Raw genomic sequence first — 26,063 nt, forward strand, 5'->3', positions numbered from 1 at the left:
GCGTCCGCCGCCGTCGACGGCAACTCGGGAACGCGCTGGTCCAGCGCGTTCGGCGACCCGCAATGGCTCCAGGTCGACCTCGGCTCCAGCCAGGACATCTGCCAGGTCGTCCTCAACTGGGAGGCCGCCTACGGCAAGGCGTTCCAGATCCAGGTCTCCGACAACGCCTCCAACTGGACGTCCGTCTACTCCACCTCGTCGGGGACGGGCGGCACCCAGACGCTCAACGTCACCGGGAAGGGCCGCTACGTCCGGATGTACGGGACGGCGCGCGGCACCCAGTACGGCTACTCGCTGTTCGGGCTGGCCGTGCACACCGGGTCCGGCGGGAGCACGCTGCCCGGCGGCGGCGACCTCGGGCCCAACGTGATCGTGTTCGACCCGTCGATGAGCGCGTCCGACGTCCAGGGCAGGCTCGACTCGGTGTTCCGCGAGCAGGAGAGCAACCAGTTCGGGTCGGCCCGGTACGCGCTGCTGTTCAAGCCCGGCAGCTACAACGTCAACGCGAACATCGGCTTCTACACCTCGATCGCCGGCCTCGGCCGCAACCCCGACGACGTCACGCTCAACGGGGTCACCGTGGACGCCGGCTGGTTCGGCGGCAACGCCACGCAGAACTTCTGGCGGTCCGCCGAGAACCTGTCGATCAGCCCGCCCGGCGGGACGAACCAGTGGGCGGTGTCGCAGGCGGCGCCGTTCCGGCGCATCCACGTGCGCGGCAACCTGAACCTCGCGCCCACCGGCTACGGCTGGGCCAGCGGCGGCTACATCGCCGACTCGAAGGTGGACGGGCAGGTGCAGCCCTACTCCCAGCAGCAGTGGCTCACCCGCGACAGCCAGATCGGCGGCAACCTCAACGGCGTCTGGAACATGGTGTTCTCCGGTGTCGAGGGCGCGCCCGCGCAGGGCTTCCCGAACCCGCCCTACACGACGCTGGACACCAGCCCGGTGACCAGGGAGAAGCCGTACCTGTACGTCGACTCCTCCGGCGCGTACAACGTGTTCGCCCCGTCGCTGCGGCACAACTCGCGCGGGACGACCTGGTCGGGCGGCTCGACGCCCGGGTCGTCGATCCCGCTGTCGCAGTTCTACATCGCCAAGCCGGGCGACTCGGCGGCCACCATCAACACCGCGCTGGGCCAGGGCCTGAACCTGCTGTTCACGCCCGGCGTCTACCACCTGAACCAGACGATCAACGTGACGCGGCCGGACACGGTGGTGCTCGGCATCGGCTACCCGACCCTCATCCCCGACAACGGCGTGCCGGCCATGAACGTGGCCGACGTCAACGGCGTCAAGCTGGCCGGGATGCTCTTCGACGCCGGGCCGGTCAACTCGCCGGTGCTGCTGCAGCTGGGGCCTGACAACGCGGGCGCCGACCACGCAGGCGACCCCACCTCGGTGCAGGACGTCTTCTTCCGGATCGGCGGCGCCGGGCCCGGCAAGGCGTCCAAGAGCCTGGTCGTGAACAGCGACGACGCGCTGCTCGACCACATCTGGGCGTGGCGCGCCGACCACGGGAGCGGCGTCGGCTGGACGGTCAACACCGCCGACAACGGGGTGATCGTCAACGGCGACGACGTCACCGCGTACGGGCTGTTCGTCGAGCACTACCAGAAGTACCAGCTGGTCTGGAACGGCAACGGCGGCAAGACGATCTTCTTCCAGAACGAGATGCCCTACGACCCGCCGGACCAGTCGGCCTGGCGGAGCGACTCCCCGGACGGCTACGCCGCGTACAAGGTGGCCGACTCGGTCACCACGCACGAGGGCTGGGGCCTCGGCAGTTACTGCTACTTCAACGTCAACCCGTCGATCGCGGCCGCGCGCGGATTCGAGGCGCCGAACCGGTCCGGTGTGCGGTTCCACGATCTGCTGACGGTGTCGCTGGGCGGCAACGGAGTCATCCGGCACGTCGTCAACGACACCGGGCCTGAGGCGTCCGGCAGCGACACCGTCCCGGCCAACGTGGTCAGTTACCCCTGATTCACCTGTGAGGTTCTCCTGCGGGCCCGCGATCGAGCGGGCCCGCAGGGACTGCACGCCCTCATCTCCTCCCCCACCCCTCGCATCGGAGATGCTCCATGAAGCTCCGCTCGGCAATGACCGCCTTGGCCCTCCTTCTTCCCGGTTACCTCGCGCTGACGGCGCCCGCGAACGCCGCCGCGTGCGGGACGTCGGACGCCGCACTGAACCGTCCCGCCACCGCCTCCTCCACCGAGAGCGGCGCCTTCCCGGCGTCCGCCGCCGTCGACGGCAACTCGGGAACGCGCTGGTCCAGCGCGTTCGGCGACCCGCAATGGCTCCAGGTCGACCTCGGCTCCAGCCAGGACATCTGCCAGGTCGTCCTCAACTGGGAGGCCGCCTACGGCAAGGCGTTCCAGATCCAGGTCTCCGACAACGCCGCCAACTGGACGTCCATCTACTCCACCGGCAACGCGACCGGCGGAAACCAGACCCTCAACGTCAGCGGCAAGGGCCGCTACATCCGGATGTACGGGACCGCGCGCGGCACCCAGTACGGCTACTCGCTGTGGTCGTTCGACGTCCACACGGGCGAGTCGACGAACCCGCCCGTCGACGACTTCTGGGGCGACACGGCGTCGATCCCGCCCGCCCAGAACGTCGTCATGGTCAAGGTCCTCAACCGGACCAACGGCCAGTACCCCGACAGCCAGGTGTACTGGAGCTTCAACGGGCAGACCCATTCGATCGCCGAGCAGCCGTACCTGGACATGCCGGTCAACTCCGCCGGCCGCATGTACTTCTACCTCGGCTCGCCGAACGGCCGCTACCAGGACTTCATCGAGTTCACGGTCGGCAGCGACGTCTTCAACGGCAACACGACCCGGGTCGACGGCTTCGGCCTCAAGCTGGCCCTGCGGCTGCACGCGCACGACGGCTACGACGTGTCCGTCGGCGAGGACCAGGCGACCTTCGCCGAGGACCGGTCGGCCACCTTCCAGCGGTTCCAGAACGAGGTGCCGTCCGAGTTCGACTCGCTGGCGACCGTCGAGGCCCCGTACCGGATCCCGGCGCCCGGCAACGCGCCCGTGTTCCAGCCCGGCGGCGCGCACGCGGACTACTTCACCTCCTACGCCGCGTCCGTCGGCGTCTCGGCCACGACCCAGCAGGTCACCGGATGCGCGGGGCCGCTCGCGAACGACGCCGGGAGGTGCTCGGCGATCAACCGGCACGTGGCGCAGCTGCCGCAGTCGCAGTGGTCGGACCCGTCGCTGTTCTACAAGGCCGCGCCCGCGAACTACTACGCGAAGTTCTGGCACGACCACGCGATCGGCCACCTCGCCTACGGCTTCCCGTACGACGACTACGCGGGCCGCTCGTCCTTCATCTCGCACGGCGACCCGCAGTGGCTCCTCGTCGCCGTCGGCTGGTAGCAGAGGGAGGAACCGATGACCGCAGTCCAGCGGCTCACAAGTGCTTTCGCGGTGTTAACGGTGCTCGCCGCGCTCCTGGCCGTCCCCGCGCACGTCGCGCACGCGGCGACGCTGCTCTCCCTGAACAAGCCCGCGACGGCGTCGTCCGCCGAGGGCGACGCCTACTCCGCCTCCGCCGTCGTGGACGGCGACGCTGGCACCCGCTGGTCCAGCGCGTTCAGCGACCCGCAGTGGGTGCGGATCGATCTGGGCGAGAGCAGGAGCATCAGCCAGGTCGTCCTGAACTGGGAGGCGGCGTACGCGACCGCCTTCCAGATCCAGGTGTCCGGCAACGGCTCCGACTGGTCGACCGTCTACTCCACCGGCAATGCGACCGGCGGAAACCAGACGCTCAACGTCTCCGGTGACGGCCGCTACGTCCGGATGTACGGGACGGCCCGCGCCACCGGCTACGGATACTCCCTCTGGGAGTTCTCGGTGTACGGCGACGCGGGAACCGAGCCGCCGCCGTCCGGGACGGCGCCGATCTCGGCGTACAAGCAGGTGTCGGCGTCCTCCCACGAGGGCGGCAACGCCCCGGCGGCAGCGCTGGACGGCCGCACCACCACCCGCTGGTCCAGCAAGTTCAGCGACGACCAGTGGCTCCGCGTCGACCTCGGCGGCAGCGCGACGATCACCGGCGTGACGCTCGACTGGGAGTCGGCCTACGCGACCGGCTACCGCCTGGAGGTGTCCGGCAACGGGACGTCCTGGACGACCGTCTACTCCACGACCACCGGTAAGGGAGGAACCGAGAGACTCGACGTCACCGGCAAGGGCCGCTACATCCGGTTCACCGGGACGGCCCGCGCGACCGGCTACGGGTACTCGCTCTGGGAGTTCCAGGTCTTCGGCAGCGTCGACTCCTCGTCCGCCACGCCGCCGCTGCTGTCCCCGCCCACCAAGGCACCGGGGACGACCGGCCAGTTCGGGCTGTCGGCGCCCGCCGACCACGCGATGGTGACGAACACCCGGCGCCCGCCCCTGTCCTGGTCGGGTGTGTCCGGCACCGCCCGCTACGAGGTGTGGATCAACATCAGCCGGACCGACTACGACTTCACCGCGTCCGGCTCGCTGCTGGACCTCTACACCAAGGTCGCCGAGACGCCCGGGACCGGTTACACCCCGTCCTGGGACATCGGTGACCGCTGGACGTACCGGTGGTACGTCGTCGCGGTCGGCGGTTCCGGCGCGCGGACCACGTCCGACATCCGCACGTTCAGCGTCTATCTCCCAGACATCGAGACCGTCGACGACGGAGTCAACGTCGTCAACGGCGCCCGCGACCTCGACAAGAACGGCTCGATCGAGCCGTACGAGGACTGGCGGCGCCCGGTGGAGGACCGCGTCAACGACCTTCTCGGCAGGATGACCACCGAGGAGAAGGCGTACCAGATGTTCTACAACGCGCAGACGTACGCCGCGTCCGGCTGGCATTTCGGCCCGGCGCAGCCGAACGACCTGCACAACGTGCTGCGCGGCGCGGCCGGCACCCGGCTCGGCATCCCGCCGGTGTCGGCGGGCGACACGATCGCCGGCTACGAGACGACGTACCCGCTGCAGAGCGCCCTGGCGGCGGGGAAGGACTACCCGCTCGACTACAAGCTCGGCGACATGCAGCGCCGGGAGGAACTGGAGGTGGGGGCGCGCGGCGTCCTCGGGCCGCTCGCCGAGGTCGGCACCAAGGTGCTGTATCCGCGCATCCAGGAGGGCAACGGCGAGAACGCCGAGGTCGCCGCCGCGCAGGTGCGGGCGCTGGTCGCCGGGCTGCAGGGCGGCCCGGAGCTGAACCCCGGATCCGTCCTCGCGACCGTCAAGCACTGGCCGGGCGAGGGCGCCGGCGGCGAGGCGGGCATCACCTACGACGCGGTGACGATCAAGTACCACATGATCCCGTGGCGGGCCGCGATCGACGCGGGCGCCGTGAACATCATGCCGGGGTACGCGGGCAGCTCGTACCTCGATCCGGGTGGACCGGGCGCCGGGAACAGCGCGCCGATCCTGCGCTACCTGCGCGACAACCTCGGCTACACCGGGCTGATCACGACCGACTGGCTGCCCTCCGGCGCGTGGATCAGCGCGGCCAACGCCGGGTCGGACGTGATGGGCGGCGCGGACCCGGGCGCGTCCGGGTTCTCGATGGCCGACTTCACCGGCCAGGTGCCGGCCGCCCGGATCGACGACGCCGTCAAGCGCGTCCTGCGGCTGAAGTTCAAGCTCGGCGTCTTCGACCACCCGTACGGCGACCCGGTGAACGGCCCGTACCGGTTCCACCAGCCGTCGTACGCGGCGCTCGCGAACCAGGCGGCGCGGGAGTCGATCACCGTGCTGAAGAACGGCGGCGCCCTGCCGGTCAAGCTGAAGGAGGGAGACGACATCGTCGTGGCCGGTCCGCGCGCGACCGACGGCGGCGCCTGCTGCATCTGGACGAGCTACTTCCACCAGAACTACGGCTCGCTCACCCTGCTGGACGCGATCAAGACGCGGGCCGCGAAGGCGGGCGTGACCGTCCACCAGGACAGCGCGCCCGCACCCGATCTCGCCATCGTCGCGGTCGGCGAACCCTCGTACACCCACGCGACCGCCTGGGTGAACGAGCAGCCTTACCTGCCGCCCGACCAGCTCGCCCTCATCAAGCAGTTCCACGACCAGGGCGTTCCGGTGGTCGTGGTGATGGACCTGCCGCGCCCGACGGTGATCAGCGAGTGGAACGGCCTGGCCGACGCCATCGTGATGACCTACCGGGGCGGCGAGGAGGTCGGCCCGGCCACGGCGAGCCTGCTCTTCGGCGACTACGAGCCGCGCGGGCGGCTGCCCTGGCAGCTTCCGCGCAGCGTCGACCAGATCCTCAAGCCGGGCGGCATCGACCGGCCCGAGGACGCCGTCGAGAACTGGAACATCCCCTACGACCTCGGGGCGACGGCCGCCGAACGCGCCGACATCCGAGCCCGCATCGACGCGGGCCAGCCGCCCCCCACCGACTACGGCGACCCCCTCTACCCCTACGGCGCCGGCCTCCAGGGCTGGCCCTGATCCTCTGATCCCCGCTGATCGGCCCCGCCGGCTCCACCGCGAGCCGGCGGGGCCGCCGTCATCTCCGGGTTCCCGGACCCGGGCGCACGAACTCCATCGCCTCCTCGGCCAGCGGGACCCAGCCGGTCTCCGCCTCCGGGTCGAGGGCCAGCCATTCGCGCATCGGGGTGCCCTTGTTCGCGTCGAACCGGATGCCCTCGCCGGCCGCGACCAGCTCGTCCACCCGCGTCTCCGGCAGTTTCAGGACGAGCCGCCCCCGCACCAGCATCGCGAACATCCTGGCCTCGATCCGCAGCGCGTGCGAGCCGAACCCGCCGCGCCCGGTGGACCCCGGCGGCGACACGCCCGGCCGCCCCGTCATCGCGTCGACCAGGTCCTCGAACCGCTCCTCCGGTGTCACACGGCCACCTCCCCAGGCATGCCCCCAGTCTCGCAGCCGGGTCCGACCTTCGATCCGGCCTTGTGCGGTGATGCTTGTTTGTGGATGATTAGCGAGAGTTTTGAGCGGAAACGCGCAATCGAAGGTGCGGGCAGGCCATCGCCGCGACCCGTCCCGCCGAGAGGAACGTCCGATGACCAAGATCGTTTTCGTGGGCGCGGGGAGCGTGGTGTTCACCCAGGCCCTGCTCGCCGACCTGCTGGGGTTCCCCGAGCTGGCGGACGCCCACATCGCGCTGCACGACATCGACGCCGAGCGGCTGGAGACGGCCGAGGCGGCGGCGCGGAGGATCGCCGAGGCGCGGGGCGCGCGGCCGGTGATCACGGCGCACCGGGAGCGGCGGGCGGCCTTCGACGGCGCCGACTTCGTGATCAACATGATCCAGGTGGGCGGGCACGATGCGACGGTCACCGACTTCGAGGTCCCGGCCCGCTTCGGGCTCCGCCAGACGATCGCCGACACCATCGGCGTCGGCGGGATCTTCCGGGCGCTGCGCACGTTCCCGGTGCTCGACGGCATCGCGGCGGACATGGCGGCCTGCTGCCCGGACGCCTGGCTGCTGAACTACACCAACCCGATGGCGATGAACGTCTGGTACCTGGCCGCCGCGACGCCAATCCGCAACGCCGTCGGGCTCTGCCACTCGGTGTACTGGACGACCCGCGGCCTCGCCGAGCTCGTCGACGTCCCGTACGAGGAGGTGTCCTACCTGGCGGCGGGCGTCAACCACCAGGCGTGGGTGCTGAAGCTCCAGCGGAACGGCGAGGACCTCTACCCGCGGCTGGACGAGGCGATCGGGCGCGATCCGCAGCTGCGGCGGCGGGTCCGGGTCGAGATGTACCGGCGGCTCGGCTACTACCCGACCGAGACCAGCGAGCATTCGGCGGAGTACGTCCCGTGGTTCATGCGCAGCGACGCGGAGGTCGAGCGGCTGCGCATCCCGGTGGACGACTACGTCCGGGTCAGCGAGGAGAACCTGGGCGAGTACGCCTCGACGCGGGCGGCGCTCGCGGCGGGCGAGCCGATCCCGGTCGAGGGCAGCATGGAGTACGCACCGCAGATCATCCACAGCATGGTCACCGGCCGCCCCCGGGTCGTCTACGGCAACGTCGTGAACCGTGGCCTGATCGGGAATCTGCCCGAAGGGTGCGCGGTCGAGGTGCCGTGCCTGGTGGACGGCCAGGGCGTGCAGCCCACCGCCGTCGGCGACCTCCCGCCGCAGTGCGCGGCGCTCAACCGGTCGTTCGTCAGCGTCGGTGAGCTGACCGTGCGGGCGGCGATGGAGGGGCGTCCCGACCACATCCGGCACGCGGTGATGGCCGACCCGAACACGGCGGCTACGCTCACGCTGGAGGAGATCTGGACACTGTGCGACGAGATGGTCAAGGCACACGGCGACCTGCTGCCCGAGCCGCTCCGCCGCACGGGCCTGTCGTGAAGCGCGCCGCGGCAGCCGCGCCGGGGCTGACGATTCTCTGCACGATGGCCGGGGCGGGCCCGCGAACGCGGTGAGCGACAGTGTGAAGGTGCGCACGGGGGACAACTGGAGCCTGCCGGACTGGGTCCGGCCTTCAGCGAACTCCCGGTTTCTTCTCCGAGGGAAGATGCTCGAAGTCTCAAGCTCGACACCATGACCACTTAAAGTAATGATACAGTCGCATATCGTGAAGCTCGTAGTGCAGGTCAAACTCCTGCCGACGCCTGAACAGGCGACGGCACTTGCCGAGACCTTGCACGCCTGCAACTCCGCCGCCGCGTGGGTGTCACGGGTAGCACATGAACGCGCAGTGTTCTCCCGAACCGGGTTACAAAAGCTTCTTTACGCTGAGGTTAGAGCGAGAGGGTTGTCGGCGCAGCCTACGTTGCACGTGATTCGCAAGGTCGCCGACGCGTACACTGCCCTGCGAGGACAAATCCGAGCCGGATTGCTCGGCGGTAAATGCTCGGCACGGCGCTCGCAGGCCGAAGGCAAGCCGATCGCCTTCCGTCCGCAAGCGGCGCATCCATTCGACGATCGGTGCTTGTCGTGGCAGATAGACGCGCGCATGGTGTCGATCTGGACCACGCACGGCCGTATGCAGAACCTGGCCTTCACCGGCGAGCCATCTCAGCTGAAAACACTGGCCGAGTTTCGTCAAGGCGAAAGTGATCTCGTCTACCGGGGCGGCAAGTGGTTCCTCATCGCCACCTGCGAGGTTCCAGAAAATCCGCTGAACAGCCACCCGCGCGACTGGATCGGGGTAGACCGCGGTATTGCCAATTTGGCCACAACATCGGACGGCGACAATCACCAAGGGCGAGGCCTCGAGCGCTACCGGCGACGTATGACCCGGGTCCGAACTCAATTGCAGTCCAAGGGTACTAAGTCGGCAAAACGTAAGCTCAAGAAACGGGCGCGCCGGGAGGCCCGGCACACCGCGCACGTGAACCATAAGATCGCCAAGACAGTGGTGGCCGATGCCCAACGCACCGAACGCGGCATCGCCCTGGAGGATCTCCAGGGCATCCGCGACCGGGTACGGCTCAAGCAGCACCAGCGGGCCACCTTGTCATCCTGGCCGTTCCACCAACTGGGTGAGTTCATCGCCTACAAGGCCCAGCGCGTCGGCGTACCGGTGCTTGTGGTGGATGCGGCCTACACCCCCAGAGGTGTCCACGCTGCAGGCACGTCTCACGCAAGAACCGTCCCACGCGGGACGACTTCACCTGTGTGGTCTGCGGGCTCGCTGGCCCAGCCGACTACATCGCCGCCGTGAACGTCCGCACTCGGGCGCGCACGGTGTGGGCGTTCGTCAACACGCCTCATGCAGCAGTGTCACCGTCCCTCGGTTAGGGGCAGTCACGAGCTGCAAACCCGCCTACATGCTGGTAGTTGACCGACTGCGGCTACACGAAGACGGCGACGTTCCGCCTCCCCCGGCCCACCTTCGCGGACCACCTGAACGGCGGCACCGACTTCCGGATCGCCACCGGCCGGGGCGACGACCTGGACGTCCGCTTCGTCCGGGTGGTGCGGCCCGGCAAGCGTTAGGTCACTGCTGGAGAAGGTGCTTCGCGTTGGCCGCGTACACCTTCTCCAGCACGTCGTCCGGCAGGTCGAGGGCGGAGATCGCCCAGCGGCCCTGCGGCGGCACCTCCTCGTCCGGCGCATAGGGGAAGTGTTCGTCGCCGGTCTCCAGGAACCGGAAATGCGTCGGGTAGGACGAGGCCGACAGCGGGAACGCGTCGGTGCCGAACAGGACACGGCCGGGGTGACGCACCATGAGCGCGCGGGCCGCGCGCGGGCGGCGGCCCAGCTCGGCGAGCCGGCCGGCGATGTCGACGTGGAAGTTGGGGTGCTCGTCCAGCATCCGTGAGACCCACCGGAGGTCCTCGGCGTAGCAGCCGACGTGCGCGCCGATGAACGTGGTGCGCGGGTGGGACGCGACGAGCCGCTCCAGGGCGTCCATGAGCCGCTGGAAGGTCGGCAGGCCCGGACGCCCGAAGTGCCATTCGGGATGGGCGAGGAGTTCCTCCAGCCGCTCGTTGTGCCGGTCGGCGGGAGCGAAGAACGCCACGGGGTCCGCCGTGTGGATCAGCACGGGCAGGCCCAGCCCGCCCGCCGCCTCGAAGACGGGCGCCAGCACGGGGTCGTCCGGCAGGACGAGGCGCCCGTCCGGTCCGGCGTAGTGCAGGCCGAGGGTCTTCCACACCTTCAGGCCGCGAGCACCGAGCGTCCGCGAGTTCTCAAGGCTGCTCACCAGGCGGCCGATCCCGTCGCGTTCGCGCAGCAGATTCCAGTCGAGCTGGCAGAAGGTGAGGAACCGCCCTGGGTGGGCGCGGTCGTAGCGGTCGAGGTTCGCCGACAGCTCCGCGCCCCACATGCCGTCCAGGTTCACGATCGCGTCCACGTCGTGCTCGTCCATCAGCGCGAGGAGCCGGCCCACGTCAGGCGCCATCCATCCGCCGTCCTCGGTGAGCCAGCGCCCCAGGTGGTTGTGCGCGTCGACGCAGCGGAAGCGCGGGCGCGCGACCCGGCTGCCCGGAAGGTGCACGCTCGGGCGCGGCGCGTAGTCCGACAGTCGCAGCTCGCCGGTTTCGGTCATGTGTCCCCGCCCGCTCATGATGTTTTCTGCTCTGTTCTCTTCTATTTCGAGCACAAGCAAGCATAGAGTCTCAAACCACCTCAACCCTCGGGAGGTCCGATGGCCCACAGACTGCGCGGCGCGGTGGCGCTCGCGGCGGCGGCGCTGCTCGCCGTGACGGCGGCCGGCTGCGGCGACGGCGACGCGGACGGCGGCACGGTGAAGATCACCTGGTGGCACGGGCAGGCGGCGCCGTACGACGCGCCGATCAAGAAGCTCGCGGCCGAGTACTCCAAGGCGCATCCGGGCGTCCGGATCGAGCCCCAGCTCGGCACCAGCAACGTCGACGACATGCTGCAGAAGGTCACCGCGGCGCTCGCCGGCGGCGACGCCCCCGACATCGCGTACATGTACGGGTCGTGGACGGCGTCCCTCGCCGAGAACCGCAAGGTCGTCGACATGACGGACACGGTCAAGGACCCGTCGTTCGGGTGGAGCGACTTCTGGGAGTCCGAGCGCGCCGCCGCCACCGTGGACGGCAAGGTCGTGGGCGTCCCCGCGGTGGTCGACAACCTCGGCGTCGTCTACAACAAGAAGCTGTTCGACGCCGCGCACGTCGCCTACCCCAAGCCCGACTGGACGTGGGACGACTTCCGCGCCGCGGCCAAGAAGTTGACCGACCCGGGCAAGAGCGTGTACGGCACCGCCTACCCGGTGAGCGGCGGCGAGGACACCGTCTGGCGGCTGTGGCCGATGCTGTGGCAGCAGGGCGGCGGCATCCTGACCCCCGACAACAAGAAGGCCGCGTTCAACACCCCGCAGGCCGCCGCGGCCCTCGACCTGTGGCGCGGCATGGCCCGCGACGACAAGTCGGTGTACCTCGACCAGAACGGCGAGAAGTTCCTGCCGCTGTTCCAGTCCGGGAAGGTCGCGATGGTGGTGACCGGCCCGTTCGCGCTGCTGGACTTCAAGGAGCACGGCATCGACTACGGCGCCGTCCCGCTGCCGGGCTACAACGGGAACCACGAGACGATCTCGGGCCCGGACTTCTGGGTGCTGTTCGACAACGGGTCGCGGCGCGCGAAGGCGGCCAAGGAGTTCGCCGCCTGGCTGTCCAAGCCCGAGCAGGACGCCCGCTGGTCGCTCGCCGTCGGCAATCTGCCGCTGCGCAAGGCCACCACGCAGCTTCCCGAGTACAAGAAGTACGTCGACGACTTCCCCGGCGCGGCGGAGTTCGTCGCCAACCTCGACAACGCCAAGAAGGCGCGGCCGAGCAGCGCCGCCTACGCCAAGTTCTCCGAGGCGGTCGGGAACGCGATCACCAAATCGCTGATCGCCGGGGACCCCGCGAGCCAGACGCTGGGCGACGCGGCCAAGAAGACCGACGACCTGCTCGCCAAGGAAAAGTGACATGACGGTGGGCACCGCTCCGCCCCGCCTCGCGCGGACCGCGCGCACGGCGAAGCGGAAGGGACCGGCGCGGCGGCGGCTCATGCCGCACCTGGTCGGCTGGGGTTTCGTGGCGCCGGCGACGCTGGTGGTCGTCGGGCTTGCGCTGTTCCCCGCGATCTGGGCGCTGTGGCTGTCGCTGCACGACAGCGACCTGATCTCCAGCGGCGAGTTCGTCGGGCTCGACAACTACCGCGAGATGGTGCACGACCCGGCGCTGCGGGACGCGGCCTGGCACACGGTCGTCTACACCGTCCTGTACGTGCCGGGCTCGGTGCTGATCGGGCTGCCGCTCGCGGTGGCGCTGAACCAGCGCATCCGCGGGATCGGCATCTACCGGACGTGCGTCTTCGTCCCGTACGTGACGTCGGCGGCGGCCGTCGGCATCCTGTCCAACTTCGTGCTCGACCCCGAGTTCGGCATCGTCAACGGCGGGGTGAAGGCGCTCGGCCTGTCCCGGGCGGGCTTCCTCCAGGACCCCGACCAGGCGCTCTACACGCTGGTCGCGGTGTCGCTGTGGTGGTCGGTCGGGCTGCCGGTGGTGGTGTACCTCGCGGCGCTGCAGGACGTCCCGCGCGAGCTCCAGGAGGCGGCGCTGGTGGACGGCGCGAACCCGTGGCAGGCGTTCCGCAACGTGACGCTGCCGCAGCTGCGCCCCGCGACCACCTTCGTCGTCATCTGGCAGATGATCACCGCGCTGCAGCTGTTCGACCTGGTCTACACGACGACCAAGGGGCAGCCGCTCGACTCCACCTCGGTGATCGTCTACTACCTCTACGAGCAGGCGTTCAAGCAGTTCAACGCCGGATACGGAGCGGCCGTGGCGTACGCGCTGTTCGTGGTCACCCTGGTGGTGTCGGCCCTGATGCTGCGCCGGTCAGCCGGCGGCGCGGCGGGAGCACGGTCATGAGCGGAGCGAACCGGGGGGTGGTGGGGGGTCGTCCCCCCACAGGGAGCACGGTCATGAGCGGGTTCATGGCGGCGGGGCGCCGGCGCGACCGGCGGTGGATGCTGCACGTCGTCCTCGTCCCCGTGGCGGTGCTGTTCGCGGCTCCGCTGGTGTGGATGGTGCTGACGTCGCTGATGCCGGACGCCGACCTGAACCGGCTGCCGCCCCGGCTGCTGCCGGACCACGTCACGCTGGACGGCTACCGCAAGGTCCTCACCGAGAACGACTACCCGCGCTGGTTCCTCAACACGCTGATCGTGTCGGCGGTGGCGGTGCTGTCGCACGTGGTGCTGTGCTCGCTCGCCGGCTACGGCTTCGCGCGGCTGCGGTTCGCGGGGAGCCGGGCCGGGTTCCTCGCCGTGATGGTCACCATCATGATCCCGGTGCAGCTGCTGATGATCCCGACGTTCCTGATGTTCCGGATGCTGGGGCTCATCGACACGCTCGGCGCCGCGTTCGTGCCGTGGCTGGCCAGCGCGTTCGGCATCTTCCTGATGCGGCAGTTCTTCCTGTCGGTGCCGCCGGAGCTGGAGGAGGCCGCGCGGATCGACGGCTGCGGGCGGCTCGGGGTGTTCTTCCGGATCGTCCTGCCGATGGCCCGCCCGGCGGTCGCCACGCTGGTCGTCTTCACGCTGCTCGGCTCGTGGAACGACCTCATCTGGCCGCTGATCGCGATCAACTCCGAGGACACGTTCACGCTCCAGATGGGCCTGTCGACGTTCTCCGGGACGCGGCACACCGAGTGGTCGTCGCTGATGGCGGGCAACACGCTCGCCACCGCGCCGCTGCTGATCGCCTTCCTGCTGGCGCAACGTCACTTCATCGCCACGATGTCGTTCAGCGGCCTGAAGGGCTGACGCCCCCGATGACGACCCGGCGTCCATTGCGCATGATCGAAGCAGTCACGACAAGTCAGGAGAATCCATGGCCGACAACCGCATCATGACCGAGATCGCCGCGCAGCCGGAGTGCTGGCGGCGGGCCGCCGGGCTGGCGGGGCGGGTCCGGGACGCGCTGCCGTCCCGCGGGGAGCGGGTCGCGGTCGTCGGATGCGGCACCTCGCTGTTCATGGCGCAGGCGTACGCGGCGCTGCGCGAGTCCGCCGGGCACGGCGAGACCGACGCGTTCGCCGCCTCGGAGGTGCCGCTCGCCCGCCGCTACGACCGGGTGCTGGCGCTGACCCGGTCCGGGACGACGACCGAGGTCCTCGACGTCCTGGACCGGCTCGGCGGCGGCACGCCGACGACCGCGATCACCGCCGACCCGGACACCCCGGTGTCCAAGCGGGCCGACCGGGTGGTCGCGCTGGAGTTCGCGGACGAGGAGTCGGTCGTCCAGACCCGGTTCGCCACCACCCAACTGGCGCTGCTGCGCGCCCACCTCGGCGAGGACCTGACCGCCGCGATCGCCGACGCCGAGGCCGCCGTGGCCGACCCGCTCCCGCCGGAGCTGCTCGGCGTCGAGCAGGTCACGTTCCTCGGCCGCGGCTGGACGGTCGGGATCGCGCAGGAGGCCGCCCTGAAGATGCGCGAGGCCGCGTGCTTCTGGACGGAGGCGTACCCGGCGATGGAGTACCGGCACGGGCCGATCAGCATCACCGGCCCCGGCCGGGCGGTGTGGATGTTCGGCGAGCTGCCGGACGGCCTCGCCGGCCAGGTCGCCGCGACCGGGGGGCTGCTGCGCGCGGCCGGCGGGGACCCGCTCGCCGACCTGATCCGGGTGCAGCGGCTCGCGGTCGCGCGGGCGGAGGCGGCGGGCCTGGACCCCGAGCGCCCCCGCCACCTCACCCGGTCGGTCATCCTGGACGGGGCCGCCGAAGGCCCGGGCGCATGATCCTCACGGTCACCCTCAACGCGGCGGTCGACGACACCTACGAGGTGCCGGACGCGCGGACCGGCGAGGTCAACCGGGTGGCCGCGGTGCACCGGCGGCCCGGCGGCAAGGGCGTCAACGTGGCCCGGGTGCTGCACGGCCTCGGGCACGACGTCGTCGCCGCCGGGCTGGCCGGCGGCGCCGCCGGGCGGCAGATCGAGGAGGGGCTCGGTTCGCTCGGCGTGCCCGCCTCGTTCACGCCGGTGGCCGGGGAGTCGCGCCGGACGGTCACGATCGTCGGGCCCGAGGTGACGATGTTCTGCGAGCCGGGCCCGGCCGTGACCGCCGCCGAGTGGGCCGCCTTCCAGGACGGCTTCGAGACCCTCGCCCGGGACGCCGGCGTCGTCGTCCTGGCGGGGAGCCTCCCGCCGGGCGTCCCCCCGGACGCCTACGCGCGGCTCACCCGGCTGGCCCCCGGCCCGGTGATCCTGGACGCCGACGGGGACGCGTTGCGGCTCGGCCTCGCCGGGCGCCCGGACGTCGTGAAGCCGAACGCCGGCGAGCTGGCCCGGGTCACCGGCATCGGCGACACGGCCGCCGGGATCCGCGCGCTCCGCGCGGCGGGCGCGGCGGCCGTCGTCGCGTCGCTCGGCGCGGACGGGGTCGTCGCCGCGACGCCGGACGGGCTGCTGCGCGCCGCCCTCGACCGCCCGGTCCCGGGCAACCCGACGGGCGCGGGCGACGCGCTCGTCGCCGGGCTGGCGGCGGGCATCGCGGACGGCCTGCCCTGGCCGGACCGGCTCCGGCGCGCCGTCGCGCTGGCCGCCGGCGCGGTCCGCTCCCCCGTCGCCGGCGAGATCGACGCGTCCGCGGTCCCCTCGTTCCTCCCCCATGTCACCCTCCGAACCGAGGAGAACCATGCCGCTCGTCCCCATGAGTGAAGCCGTCGGCGCGCCCGGACGCGGCCTGGGGGCGTTCAACGTGATCCAGCTGGAGCACGCCGAGGCGATCGTCACCGGCGCGGAACGGGCCGGAACGCCCGTGGTGCTCCAGGTCAGCGAGAACTGCGTCGCCTACCACGGCGCGCTCGCGCCGATCGGGCAGGCGGTCCTGGCGGTCGGGCGGGCCGCCGCCGTCCCGGTCGTCGTCCACCTGGACCACGCCACCTCGGCCGACCTCGTCCGTGCGGCGGTCGGGCTCGGGTTCGGGTCGGTCATGTTCGACGCGTCCGCGCTCCCCCATGACGCGAACGTGGCGGGCACCGCCGAGGTCGCCGCCCGCTGCCACGCCGACGGCGTCTGGGTCGAGGCCGAGCTCGGCGAGATCGGCGGCAAGGACGGCGTGCACGCCCCGCACGCCCGCACCGACCCCGAGGAGGCCGCGGGCTACGTGGCCGCCACCGGCGTGGACGCGCTGGCCGTCGCCGTTGGAACGTCCCACGCGATGCTGACCCGCGACACCGTGCTCGATCTGCCGCTGATCGCCCGGTTGCGCGCCGCCGTGCCCGTCCCGCTGGTGCTGCACGGCTCGTCCGGCGTGCCCGACGACGCCCTTACGGCCGCGGTCGAGCACGGCATGACGAAGATCAACGTCGCGACGCAGCTGAACAAGGTGTTCACCGCCGCGGTCCGCGACCGGCTCGGCGCCGACCCCGCCCTGGTGGACCCGCGCCGCTACGTCGCGGCGGGCCGGGACGCGGTCGCCGCCGAGGTCGCGCGCCTGCTGAAGGTCATCCGCGCGGACGGCTGACGCGGTAGGTCACGTGCGTGACCAGCGTGGTCCGAGCGGTTTCGACCGGTTCGAGGGCGATGTCGCCGACGTCCTCGAACAGCCGCTCGCCCGCGCCGAGGACGATCGGGGCGACGTGCAGCCGGAGCTCGTCGATCAGCCCCGCCGCGAGGTACCGGTTCACGGTCTGGGCGCCGCCGGCGATCGCGACGTCCCGGTCGCCGGCGGCCTGGCGCGCCTGGGCGAGCGCGGACTCGATCCCGTCGGTGACGAAGGTGAACGTCGTACCGCCCTTCATCGCGACCTTCTCGCGCGGGTAGTGGGTCAGGACGAACACGGGCGCGTGGTAGGGCGGCTCCTCGCCCCACCAGCCGTTCCAGTCCAGGTCCCACTCGCCGCGGCCGGACGCGAACATGTTGCGGCCCATGATGTAGGCCCCGGCCGACGTGATCTTCTCGACCGCCTCGGCGTTGGCGTCCCGCTCCTCGAACATCCAGCGGTGCAGCCGCTCGCCGCCGTCCCCGAGCGGCTCGTCCGGGCGCTGGTTCGGGCCCGCGGCGTATCCGTCCACGGAAACGGTGATGTCACAGGTGACCTTGCTCATGCCGGTGCCTCCCTGCCGGGCGCCCTCGCGGCGCCTCTCACCAGAATGTCGGAGCCGCCCGCACATCCTCGACATCCCTGGGGGAGAAAGATGGAAGCGTTTGAACCGGTGGGCGCGGGACGCCCGTGCAGTGGGTGTCGCGGTCGCGGCGGGGGGACCGAACCTGGGAGGACGAGCTGGACACCGATAGCCGCGTGGAGCGGGACACAGAGGAAGCCCCGGCCGGTGCCCCCGAGGCGGTCGGGCGACCGAGATGGCGGCGGATCGCGGCGCGTGCGGTGACCGTGGCGGCGTTCCTGTTCGTGCTGGCCGCGCTGGTCGCGCCGGCCGAGTTCGCCCGCCTCACGCCGGGGGCGTTCGCGCGCATTCCGGTGGAGGGCGTGCTCGGCGTCGCGCTGGTCCTCGTCGTCCCGGCGCGGGCGAGGCGGTGGGCGGCGCTGACCGCGGGGGCGGTCCTCGGGCTGCTGTTCGTCCTGAAGGTGACCGACATCGGGTTCGACGCGGTGCTCGTCCGGCCGTTCGACCTGGTGCTGGACTGGCCGATGCTCGGGCCGGGCGTGGAGTTCGTCAAGGAGTCGGCCGGGCAGGCCGGGGCGATCGGCGCCGTGGTGCTGGTGGTCGTCCTCGCGGTCGGCGTGGTCGCGCTGATGGCGCTCTCGGTGCTGCGGCTGAGCCGGGTGGCCGCCCGGCACACCGGGCCGGCGGCCTGGGGCGCCGGGGTGCTGGGGACGGCCTGGGTCGCCTGCGCCGTGCTGGGCGCGCAGTTCGTCCACGGCGTGCCGGTGGCGTCCAGGAGCGCGGCCGTGCTCGCCTACGACCACGCGCGGGCGGTGCGGACCAGCCTGAACGACAGGAAGGAGTTCGCGAAGGCCGCCGCCGTGGACAAGTTCCGCGACACGCCCGACGCCAAGCTGCTGACCGGGCTGCGCGGCAAGGACGTCCTGCTCGCGTTCGTGGAGAGCTACGGGCGGTCGGCCGTGGAGAGCCCGCAGTACGCGCCGCAGGTCGACGCCGTCCTGGACCAGGGGACACAGCGGCTGGGCAAAGCCGGGTTCGGGGCGCGGAGCGGCTGGCTCACCTCGTCCACGGCCGGCGGTGGCAGCTGGCTGGCGCACGCCACCCTGCTGTCTGGCCTGTGGATCAACAACCAGCAGCGGTACCAGTCCCTCGTGCACAGCGACCGGCTGACGCTGAACGGGGCCTTCCACAAGGCGGACGCGCGGACGGTCGCGCTCATGCCCGCGATCACCCGGGCCTGGCCGGAGGGCAAGTTCTACGGCTACGACCAGGTCTACGACGACCGCAACCTCGGCTACCGCGGGCCGCGCTTCAGCTTCGCCACGATGCCCGACCAGTACACCCTGTCGACGCTCCAGCGCACCGAGCTGGCGAAGAAGGACCGCTCGCCGGTGATGGCGGAGACGGCGCTGGTGTCGAGCCACGCGCCGTGGGCGTCCATCCCCCGGCTCGTCCCGTGGAACCAGGTCGGGGACGGCTCGGTCTTCAACGGGATGGGCAAGGGCTACGACGCGCCCTGGCCGGCGCCCGGCCAGATCCGCACCGAGTACCGCAAGTCGATCGAGTACACGCTGAACACGCTCGTCTCGTACGTGGAGACCTACGGCGACGACGACACGGTGCTGGTCTTCCTCGGCGACCACCAGCCCGCGCCGCTCATCACCGGCGCGGGCGCGAGCCGGGACGTGCCCATCACGATCGTCGCGAAGGACAAGGCGGTGCTGGACAAGGTCTCCGGCTGGGGCTGGCAGGACGGCCTGCGTCCCGCCAAGAACACGCCGGTGTGGCCGATGAGCGCCTTCCGTGACCGTTTCCTCACCGCCTTCGGAGGCTGATCGGGTAGTGACATCGCTGTCCGCCGGACCCGGACGGCCCGCGGCACCTCCCGCCGAGGCGCCGCGGGACCGGTTCGGGGTGCTGCGGCGGCGATGGGTGCTCACCGCGGTGGTGCTGGCGCTGCTGACCCAGATGGCGGTCGCGATGGTCTCCACCGCCGTGCAGCAGACCCCGACCATCGACGAGCCCGTCTACATCGGCACGGGCGTCGTCTACCTGCGCGAGCACGACCTCCGCTACAACCCCGAGCACCCGCCGCTCGGCAAGCTGGTCATCGGCGCCGGGGCGGTGCTCACCGGCCCCCGGCTGGACGCCTCCTTCACCGGCACCCAGCAGGACGTCGGACGGCACTTCCTGTACGAGTCCGGCAACGACGCGCAGCGGGTGCTGCTCGCCGCGCGCCTGCCCGTGATCGCCCTGACCCTGCTGTTCGGGCTGGTCGTGTTCGCGTTCGCCCGCGACCTGACCGGCCCCGGCGGCGGGCTGGCGGCCCTCGCCCTGTACGCCTTCTCCCCCGACGTCATCGCGCACGGGTCGCTGGCCACGCTGGACGTGCCCATGGCAGGCTTCCTGCTGACGTCGGTGTGGCTGCTGTGGCGGGCGAGGCACCGGCCGCGGCTCCATCTGCCGCTCGCCGGGGTCGCACTCGGCGCGGCCATGGCCACCAAGATGAGCGCGCTGCCCGCCGTCCCCGTGCTGCTGGCACTGGTGATCGTGTCGGTATGGACGTCCCACCCGTCCCGGCGCCGCCTCATGACCGGCGTGCTGTCGGCGGCCGGGGTCGGCGTCCTGGCCATCGCGGTGGTGTGGGCGAGCTACCTCGCGGTCGATCCGCACCTCCGCTGGACGACGCCCGCCGACATTCCGGACATCGACGGTCTCCGCGGGCTCGCCGCCCGCTGGATGCCCTTCCCGCGGCCTTTCCAGGACGGGATGCGCGTCCAGTTCGGCTTCGAGGACCAGCGCTGGACGGGCTTCCTGTTCGGCCACGTCTACCAGGGCTCACGCTGGTACTACCTTCCGGCCGCACTCCTGGTGAAGACGCCGCTGGGGATGCTCGCGCTTTGGGCGGCGGGCATCGCGGCGATGGCGGCACTCCCCCGGCTGCGTCCGGCCGCGCCGTACGTCCTCGCGCCCACGGCCGTGCTGCTGGCGGTGGCGATGACAGGGGCGCGCGACCTCGGCGTCCGGTACGCCATCTTCGTCCCGATGTTCCTGGCCGTGGCGGTCGCCGGAGCGACCCTCGTCCGGTGGCGGTGGAGCAAAGCCGCAACAGCCGCGCTGCTGCTGTTCGTCGCGGTCAGTTCGCTGCGCACCTTCCCCTACTACCTGCCCTACTCCAACGAGGCGTTCGGCGGCCCGTCCAAGACCCACCTGCGCCTGCACGACTCCAACGTCGACTGGGGCCAGGACCTCGGACGGCTCGCCGACCACCTCCGCGACCGCTACCCGGGCGAACAGGTCTGGCTCGCCTACAAGGGCGCCGGCGTCCCGTCCTACTACGGCATCCGAGCAGGCGACCCGCTCACCGTCCCCCCGGACCAGGTCCGCGGCCTGCTGGTGGTGTCCGACAGCTGGACAGCCAAGCACGACCCGCGCCTGACCCCGCTGACCAGCACCAGCAAGCCGATAGACGAGGTAGGCCACTCCCTCACCATCTACCGCCGCCCCGCTCAGAGGTCGTAGACCTCCAGTGCCCAGGTCCCGGCGGGCTCGATGCCCTTGATGTCCCCGTCGAGCGAGGTGTCAGCGCTGTCCAACGGGACGGCCGACCCCGGGACGACGCTCATCCGCAGTTCGGTCCGCCTGCCCGGCTCGACCTGCTCGTCCAGCAGGACGCCGCGGGACCCGGCCGCCCGGCAGCCCAGGATCTTCAGGCGCCCGGACAGCCGCAGCAAAGCCGACGCCGCGCCGTCCGCGCAGGTCAAGTGGAGGCGGACGCCCGCACCCGACGGGGTGAAGGCGACCCTGCGGAGTCGGCCGTCCGCGGTGCCGGCCCTCTGCGTGAGGCGTTCGCCGGCGGCCGGCCGCGGCAGGTCGCTCGGGCCGACGGACCCGGGCCGGTAGCACTTCTGCAGCGGGCACTGGCCGCTGTAGATCTGCAGCCGCCACGTCCCCGCGACGGGGTCGTGCGACGTCACGTACCGGTCGAGCCCGACCACCGACATGGGCTCCCGCGCCGCGGCGGCGGGCAGCGCGACCACGTCGAACGCCACCGGCACGCCGGGCGTGGTGTCGAGGTAGCTCGCCCCGCCGCCGTCCTTGCCGCAGCCGGCGGAGGACAGCAGCCCGTTCCGGACGTGGAAGACCCTCAACCGGGCCGAGCACCAGTAGGTGATCATGCTGGACGGCCCGGTCGGCGTGAACCGGACGTGGGCCTTCCGGCCGACCGCCGAGTAGGAGACCTCGCGCACCGGATCCAGGCCCTCCTTCGGCGGCGACGTCGCGAAGGCGTCGTTGACCGCGCCCGTCATCACCTGCGGAGCCGAGTCGGCGGGCGGCTGCGCCACCTGCCGGACCGCGAAGAACGACGCCGCGACCGCGAGCGCCGAGCCGGCGACGGCGGCGCGGCGCCGGCGACCCCGCGCGACCCGGCGCCGGACCTGCGCCAGCATGTCCGGGGGCGGGGAGCCGGCGGCGCTGCGGTCCTCCATGACCTCGGTGAGGTCTTCCAGCGAGTACGGCATCGGTCACTCGCCTCCCTGCGCCGAGCCCGCGAGGATGCCCGGGTCGACCCGGAGCTTGGCCAGGGCCTTGCTGGTCTGGCTCTTCACCGTCCCGACCGAGCAGCCGAGGATCGCCGCGACCTGCGGTTCGGTGAGGTCCTCGAAGTAGCGGAGGACGAGGGTGGCGCGCTGGCGGTGCGGGAGCCTGCCGAGCGCGGCCCACAGGACCGCCTTGTCCTCGGCGGCCCCGATCGCGTCCGCCGGGTCGCACCGGTCCGGCGGCGTGCCGGTCGGGCGCTCGCCGCGCCAGCGCCGTTTGGCCCAGGACAGATGCGTGTTGACCAGGATCCGGTAGACGTACGGGTCGGGGTCGTCGCCCACCCGCCGCCAGGCGCGCCATGCCTTGACCAGCGCCGTCTGGAGGAGGTCCTCCGCCTGGCCCCAGTCGCGGCAGAGCAGGTAGGCCGTCCGCAGCAGCCTCGGTGACCGCTCCGTCACGTAGACCGCGTAGTCCGGTCGCTCCCGCATTCGACCTCCCGTCGGACACCCTGCCCGGTACTACTGCCTGGGCCCCCGCAATGGTTGCCCGGTCAGCGCCGGTGGGTGTGGGCGCGCGACCACAGCGCCGCCCAGCCGCCGTGGGCGAGCCAGGACGCGGGGACGCGCAGGCCGTGTTCGGCGATCTCGTCCCAGAACCGCGCCGTATCGGCGCCCAGTTCGCGGGCGACGGGCAGGGCGCGCTGCCAGGGGCCTTCCTCGTCCTCCAGCGTGGTGACCGGGTAGCCGGGGACGGTGGTCGAGCGCGGCCGCGTCACCGCGGCGAGGCCGGTCTCGGAGGCACCGCACGCCGCCGTGACGGCGAGCGCGCAGAGCAGCGGCTCGGTCGTGGGCTTGGCGAGGGCGGCGGCGATGGCGGGATCGTCCTGGACGGTGAGCCGTCCGATCGCGCGGCGGAGGCGGCGCGCGATCAGGTCGACGGAATAGGCGTCGGCGATGGCGGGCGGCTTGACGAGCCTGCGCAGCGTCTTCGGCAGCGGCGGCTCGCCGAGAAGCAGCGGGAGCCGGTCGAACCGGTCCCGCAGGCCGGGGTCGAGGGCGTCGAGCGCGGCGGCGAGGGGGCGGTGCGCGGTGGCCGTCCACAGCCGGACGAGGTCGATCGCGCCGTCGTCCAGGGCCCGGCGGACGGCCCCGGCCAGCTGGGCGCCGCCGAGGCGGCGCAGCCGGGCGAGGGCGGCGTCCGGCGCGGTCGTCGCCACCGCGGCGAAGGCGCCGAGGACCGCCGGATCGGCGTCGCGGCGGACGAGCGCTCCCAGTGCCGGGCCCACGTCCTCGACCAGGCGCGGCGCCGGGCGCCGGCGTGCCGCCCGGACGGGCGGCAGCTCGTCCGGCACCGGGGCGGCCTCCTCCTTGACGGCCGGGGAGATCGTGGCGACCCAGTCGCGGAAGCGCTGCTCCAGTCTCTCGTCCGGTGTGTCGTTGAACCGGGCCGCGATCTCGCTGACCCGCCAGCCGCGGGACGCGGGCCGCAGCGGGAGCAGCTCGGCGTTGACGACCAGCACGCCGTGCTTGTCGTAGAGGCCCGCGAGGGCGCTGCGGCCCTTCCTGGCGTCCTCGACGTAGGCCGGGCCCGCGATGCAGTTGCCCATGTAGTCCGCCCAGCCGGCGACGTCCCGGGCGCTGTGCGCGACCTGGAAGCGGACGGCGGCGCCGGGCACGGCCGCACCGTCCAGCGCGGCGAGCGGCGCCGGGACGGCGAAGTCGCCGGTGAGCGCCTCGGTGATCGCGGCGCCCGACATCAGGCCGCCGGTGAGGGCCGTCCAGCCGCGGGGCGCGCGGGGCGGGACGCCGCCGAGCGCGGCGAGCTGCGCCGCGCCGGAGACCGCCACCATGATCGAGTCGAGGCGCGGGGCCAGCGGTTCGGCGGCCGGGGGCGGGTCGTGGTCGAACCACGGATCGCCGGTGCCCGGGGTCGGCTGCGCCCGCTCGTGCCCGTACAGCCGGGCCAGGGCGTCGATCAGGTCCGCGTACCAGAGCAGGTCCCCGGCGGTCTCCACGGACGCCGGGTCCTGCGACGGCGGGAGCCGGACGCGGAGCGGCTCGGTGTCCCCCAGCATCGGCCCGGTCCACGGCGGGATGCCGGCCCACTCTGCGGGCGGACGGCCGTACCCGGCCCCCTCGCGCCAGCCCGCCAGGCCGGACGCCGCCCAGCCGCGTACGAGGTCGGTGTTGTCCACGAGCGCCTCGCGAACCACCCGCCCGATGTCGTCGATGACCACGAGGGCGAAGTCGCGGGCGCAGGCGAGGCGCGGCCTGACGTAGCCGGCGAACTTGGCGTCCCGCGGCCTGTCGCTCGCCATCTTGCGCACGAGGTCGCGCACGTAGGTGCCGGGCCGCACCGGGAGGCCGGTCAGCCCCGGCACGCGCCGCGCCGTCCGGGTGGCCTGCCAGGTGGGCACCTGGGCCTGCGCAGCGGTCAGGACCGGGATCGCCCGCTTCAGTCCGTCTTCCAGGCCGTGGTCGGAGACGGCGACGGCGGCGCGGAGCAGGGCGGTGACGGCGAGCGCGTCCTGGAAGGCGCGGTCGAGCCGTTCGCGCCAGTACGCATCGTCGGGAATCCAGCGCGCGGCGTCCGCGAGCGAGGGCTCCTCGGGCGCCAGGTCCCTCCGCAACCGCCACAGGATCCGTTCGTCCTCGTCGTGGAGGCGGCGTTTGCGAAGGTCGGCGACCCGGTCGCGGCGGCTCTGCGTGGCGAGGCGGCGCTCCCGGCGGGCGAGGCCGGCGCGGTGCTCCAGGACCCGCGCCCACAGGTCCAGCACCAGGGCGAGCCTGCGGGGCCCGGGCACCTGGTCGAACACCTGCCGGAAGTACTGCGCGAGCACCGAGGGCGGGCCGCCGGGGGTGAGGTCGACGTCCTCGGGCGCCTCCAGGGCGAGGACCTGTTCGAGCTGCTCGGGGCCGAGCACGTCGCTGGCCGCGGACGCCAGGTGCAGCGCCGCCCACCGTCCGTCCTGCGCGGCGCGGCCGGCGGCGGCGCCCACCCGCCTGGTGACCGCCGGCCCGAACAGCGCGACCAGGAACCCGGCCCGCTCCCCCAGCCGGTGCGCGCCCCCGGGCCCGACCGCGCGGAGCGCGGCCAGGGCGGCGTCGCGCTGGTCACCGCGCGCCCCGTCCAGGCGCGCGGACCGGAAGCCGGCGCCGAGGTCGACGCCCGCGCCCGCCGCGACGGCTCCCCCGTCCGCGACGAGGAGGGACAGTGCCCGGACGGCCTCCGCGACGTCGTCCGCGGACGCGTCCTCCGGCCCGAGTGCGACGGCCGTCCCAGGGTGCGCGTCCGACTCGTCGCGCAGCCGGACCGGGCCCGACGGCCGGGCGGTCCACGCGGCACGTCCGGAAGCCACCACACCATGAGCGAGCCGGATCTTCACCCCGCCCATCATCCTCGCCGCGCCCGCCGCGGCCAACGGGTTTCAGCGAGCGGCGCCGTAGCCGTGCGCGGTGATCCGCTCGGCCATCCGCGCGTACGCGGCCGGGTCGGACGGGACGCCGGTGGCGAGCCCGTCCACGTACCGGTTGTACATGCAGAACGCGGCGGCGATGAGCACGGTGTCGTGGATCTCCACGTCGGTGGCGCCGGCGCCGCGCGCCGCGGCGATGTGCGGGTCGCCGACCTCGCGGCCACCGCGCTGGACGGCGGCGGCGATGCCGAGGAGCGTCCTGAGCCTGCCGGAGACCGGCGCCGCGGCGAGGTCCGCGTGGACCGCCTCGACGAGCGACATGCCGCCGGGCAGCTGCACGGCGGCGCATGCGCCGTGCGACGAGGCACAGAACCGGCAGCCGTTCAGCTCCGACACGTAGGCCGCGATCAGCTCGCGTTCACCGCGCTCCAGCGGGCTCGGGCCGCGCAGCAGCGCCTCCGCCAGCGCGGTGAGCGGCCCCGCCGTCTCCGGCCGGAACCGGAGCAGCGACGGAAGGCCGGGAACGGTGTCGTCCAGTTCGATGTGCGCCACGGACCGCCTCCACGGGAAAGG

General features: G+C 72.2%; 21 protein-coding genes. 14 read left to right on the forward strand and 7 right to left on the reverse strand.

Going from position 1 to position 26,063, the window contains the following annotated elements:
• From E1293_RS09825 to E1293_RS09835, 3 genes are all read left to right on the forward strand, one after another.
• Positions 1 to 1,986, forward strand: a 1,986-nt coding sequence (locus tag E1293_RS09825) for a discoidin domain-containing protein (protein WP_132196140.1), incomplete at its 5' end; no start/stop codon positions are given.
• Positions 1,987 to 2,084: 98 nt separating this feature from the next.
• The gene (locus tag E1293_RS09830) at positions 2,085 to 3,398 is read left to right on the forward strand and encodes a discoidin domain-containing protein (RefSeq protein ID WP_132196142.1); all 1,314 of its coding nucleotides are present in this window, start codon (positions 2,085 to 2,087) and stop codon (positions 3,396 to 3,398) included.
• A gap of 15 nt (positions 3,399 to 3,413) precedes the next feature.
• The gene (locus E1293_RS09835) at positions 3,414 to 6,470 is read left to right on the forward strand and encodes a discoidin domain-containing protein (RefSeq protein ID WP_132196144.1); all 3,057 of its coding nucleotides are present in this window, start codon (positions 3,414 to 3,416) and stop codon (positions 6,468 to 6,470) included.
• A gap of 58 nt (positions 6,471 to 6,528) precedes the next feature.
• Here the strand turns inward: E1293_RS09835 and E1293_RS09840 are convergent, their stop codons facing one another.
• Positions 6,529 to 6,870, reverse strand: coding sequence for a TfoX/Sxy family protein (locus E1293_RS09840; RefSeq protein ID WP_132196146.1), 342 nt, complete (start codon positions 6,868 to 6,870; stop codon positions 6,529 to 6,531).
• 172 nt (positions 6,871 to 7,042) lie between these two features.
• On the opposite strand from E1293_RS09840, the gene melA reads away from it, so the two are divergent.
• The 3 genes from melA to E1293_RS47340 all read left to right on the forward strand — a co-directional run bounded on the left by melA (position 7,043) and on the right by E1293_RS47340 (position 9,940).
• A complete protein-coding gene (melA, locus tag E1293_RS09845; RefSeq protein WP_132196148.1) occupies positions 7,043 to 8,347 on the forward strand; it encodes an alpha-glucosidase/alpha-galactosidase in 1,305 nt (434 codons plus the stop codon).
• A 226-nt stretch (positions 8,348 to 8,573) separates the two neighbouring features.
• Complete coding sequence (locus tag E1293_RS09850) at positions 8,574 to 9,665, forward strand: RNA-guided endonuclease InsQ/TnpB family protein (protein WP_424923616.1); 1,092 nt, start codon at positions 8,574 to 8,576, stop codon at positions 9,663 to 9,665.
• A 116-nt stretch (positions 9,666 to 9,781) separates the two neighbouring features.
• A complete protein-coding gene (locus E1293_RS47340; protein ID WP_165978159.1) occupies positions 9,782 to 9,940 on the forward strand; it encodes a hypothetical protein in 159 nt (52 codons plus the stop codon).
• A 1-nt stretch (position 9,941) separates the two neighbouring features.
• Here the strand turns inward: E1293_RS47340 and E1293_RS09855 are convergent, their stop codons facing one another.
• On the reverse strand, positions 9,942 to 10,994 hold the full coding sequence (locus tag E1293_RS09855) for an amidohydrolase family protein (RefSeq protein WP_132196216.1): 1,053 nt from the start codon (positions 10,992 to 10,994) through the stop codon (positions 9,942 to 9,944).
• A gap of 99 nt (positions 10,995 to 11,093) precedes the next feature.
• On the opposite strand from E1293_RS09855, the gene E1293_RS09860 reads away from it, so the two are divergent.
• From E1293_RS09860 to E1293_RS09885, 6 genes are all read left to right on the forward strand, one after another.
• Positions 11,094 to 12,383 carry an ABC transporter substrate-binding protein gene (locus E1293_RS09860; protein WP_132196150.1) on the forward strand — a complete coding sequence of 430 codons (1,290 nt, stop codon included), beginning with the start codon at positions 11,094 to 11,096 and terminating at the stop codon, positions 12,381 to 12,383.
• 1 nt (position 12,384) lies between these two features.
• Entirely contained in the window at positions 12,385 to 13,332 is a 948-nt protein-coding gene (locus E1293_RS09865) for a carbohydrate ABC transporter permease (protein WP_132196152.1), read from the forward strand.
• A gap of 53 nt (positions 13,333 to 13,385) precedes the next feature.
• The gene (locus E1293_RS09870) at positions 13,386 to 14,228 is read left to right on the forward strand and encodes a carbohydrate ABC transporter permease (protein ID WP_207938761.1); all 843 of its coding nucleotides are present in this window, start codon (positions 13,386 to 13,388) and stop codon (positions 14,226 to 14,228) included.
• 67 nt (positions 14,229 to 14,295) lie between these two features.
• On the forward strand, positions 14,296 to 15,204 hold the full coding sequence (locus E1293_RS09875; protein WP_207938762.1) for an SIS domain-containing protein: 909 nt from the start codon (positions 14,296 to 14,298) through the stop codon (positions 15,202 to 15,204).
• Positions 15,201 to 16,124 carry a 1-phosphofructokinase family hexose kinase gene (locus tag E1293_RS09880; protein WP_132196154.1) on the forward strand — a complete coding sequence of 308 codons (924 nt, stop codon included), beginning with the start codon at positions 15,201 to 15,203 and terminating at the stop codon, positions 16,122 to 16,124. Before E1293_RS09875 ends, E1293_RS09880 begins: the two co-directional genes overlap by 4 nt.
• Complete coding sequence (locus E1293_RS09885) at positions 16,117 to 16,932, forward strand: class II fructose-bisphosphate aldolase (protein WP_243716134.1); 816 nt, start codon at positions 16,117 to 16,119, stop codon at positions 16,930 to 16,932. Before E1293_RS09880 ends, E1293_RS09885 begins: the two co-directional genes overlap by 8 nt.
• Here the strand turns inward: E1293_RS09885 and E1293_RS09890 are convergent.
• Complete coding sequence (locus E1293_RS09890; protein ID WP_132196158.1) at positions 16,913 to 17,515, reverse strand: dihydrofolate reductase family protein; 603 nt, start codon at positions 17,513 to 17,515, stop codon at positions 16,913 to 16,915. The two genes, E1293_RS09885 and E1293_RS09890, sit on opposite strands and share 20 nt — an antisense overlap.
• A 194-nt stretch (positions 17,516 to 17,709) precedes the next feature.
• Here E1293_RS09890 and E1293_RS09895 point away from each other — a divergent pair, with 194 nt between their 5' ends.
• Positions 17,710 to 19,368, forward strand: coding sequence for an alkaline phosphatase family protein (locus tag E1293_RS09895; protein ID WP_207938763.1), 1,659 nt, complete (start codon positions 17,710 to 17,712; stop codon positions 19,366 to 19,368).
• A 7-nt stretch (positions 19,369 to 19,375) separates the two neighbouring features.
• Positions 19,376 to 21,055 carry a phospholipid carrier-dependent glycosyltransferase gene (locus E1293_RS09900; RefSeq protein ID WP_207938764.1) on the forward strand — a complete coding sequence of 560 codons (1,680 nt, stop codon included), beginning with the start codon at positions 19,376 to 19,378 and terminating at the stop codon, positions 21,053 to 21,055.
• On the opposite strand, the gene E1293_RS09905 is transcribed toward E1293_RS09900, so the two are convergent.
• The 4 genes from E1293_RS09905 to E1293_RS09920 form a co-directional block, all read right to left on the reverse strand.
• On the reverse strand, positions 21,043 to 22,056 hold the full coding sequence (locus E1293_RS09905; RefSeq protein ID WP_132196160.1) for a hypothetical protein: 1,014 nt from the start codon (positions 22,054 to 22,056) through the stop codon (positions 21,043 to 21,045). The two genes, E1293_RS09900 and E1293_RS09905, sit on opposite strands and share 13 nt — an antisense overlap.
• 3 nt (positions 22,057 to 22,059) lie before the next feature.
• Entirely contained in the window at positions 22,060 to 22,563 is a 504-nt protein-coding gene (locus tag E1293_RS09910; protein ID WP_132196162.1) for a SigE family RNA polymerase sigma factor, read from the reverse strand.
• Positions 22,564 to 22,625: 62 nt separating this feature from the next.
• Positions 22,626 to 25,433, reverse strand: coding sequence for a hypothetical protein (locus tag E1293_RS50150; protein WP_132196164.1), 2,808 nt, complete (start codon positions 25,431 to 25,433; stop codon positions 22,626 to 22,628).
• 69 nt (positions 25,434 to 25,502) lie between these two features.
• A complete protein-coding gene (locus E1293_RS09920; RefSeq protein WP_132196166.1) occupies positions 25,503 to 26,042 on the reverse strand; it encodes a carboxymuconolactone decarboxylase family protein in 540 nt (179 codons plus the stop codon).
• Positions 26,043 to 26,063: the final 21 nt, after the last annotated feature.

Origin of the sequence: Actinomadura darangshiensis (genome assembly GCF_004349235.1) — a bacterium.
GTDB classification, from domain to species: Bacteria; Actinomycetota; Actinomycetes; order Streptosporangiales; family Streptosporangiaceae; genus Spirillospora; species Spirillospora darangshiensis.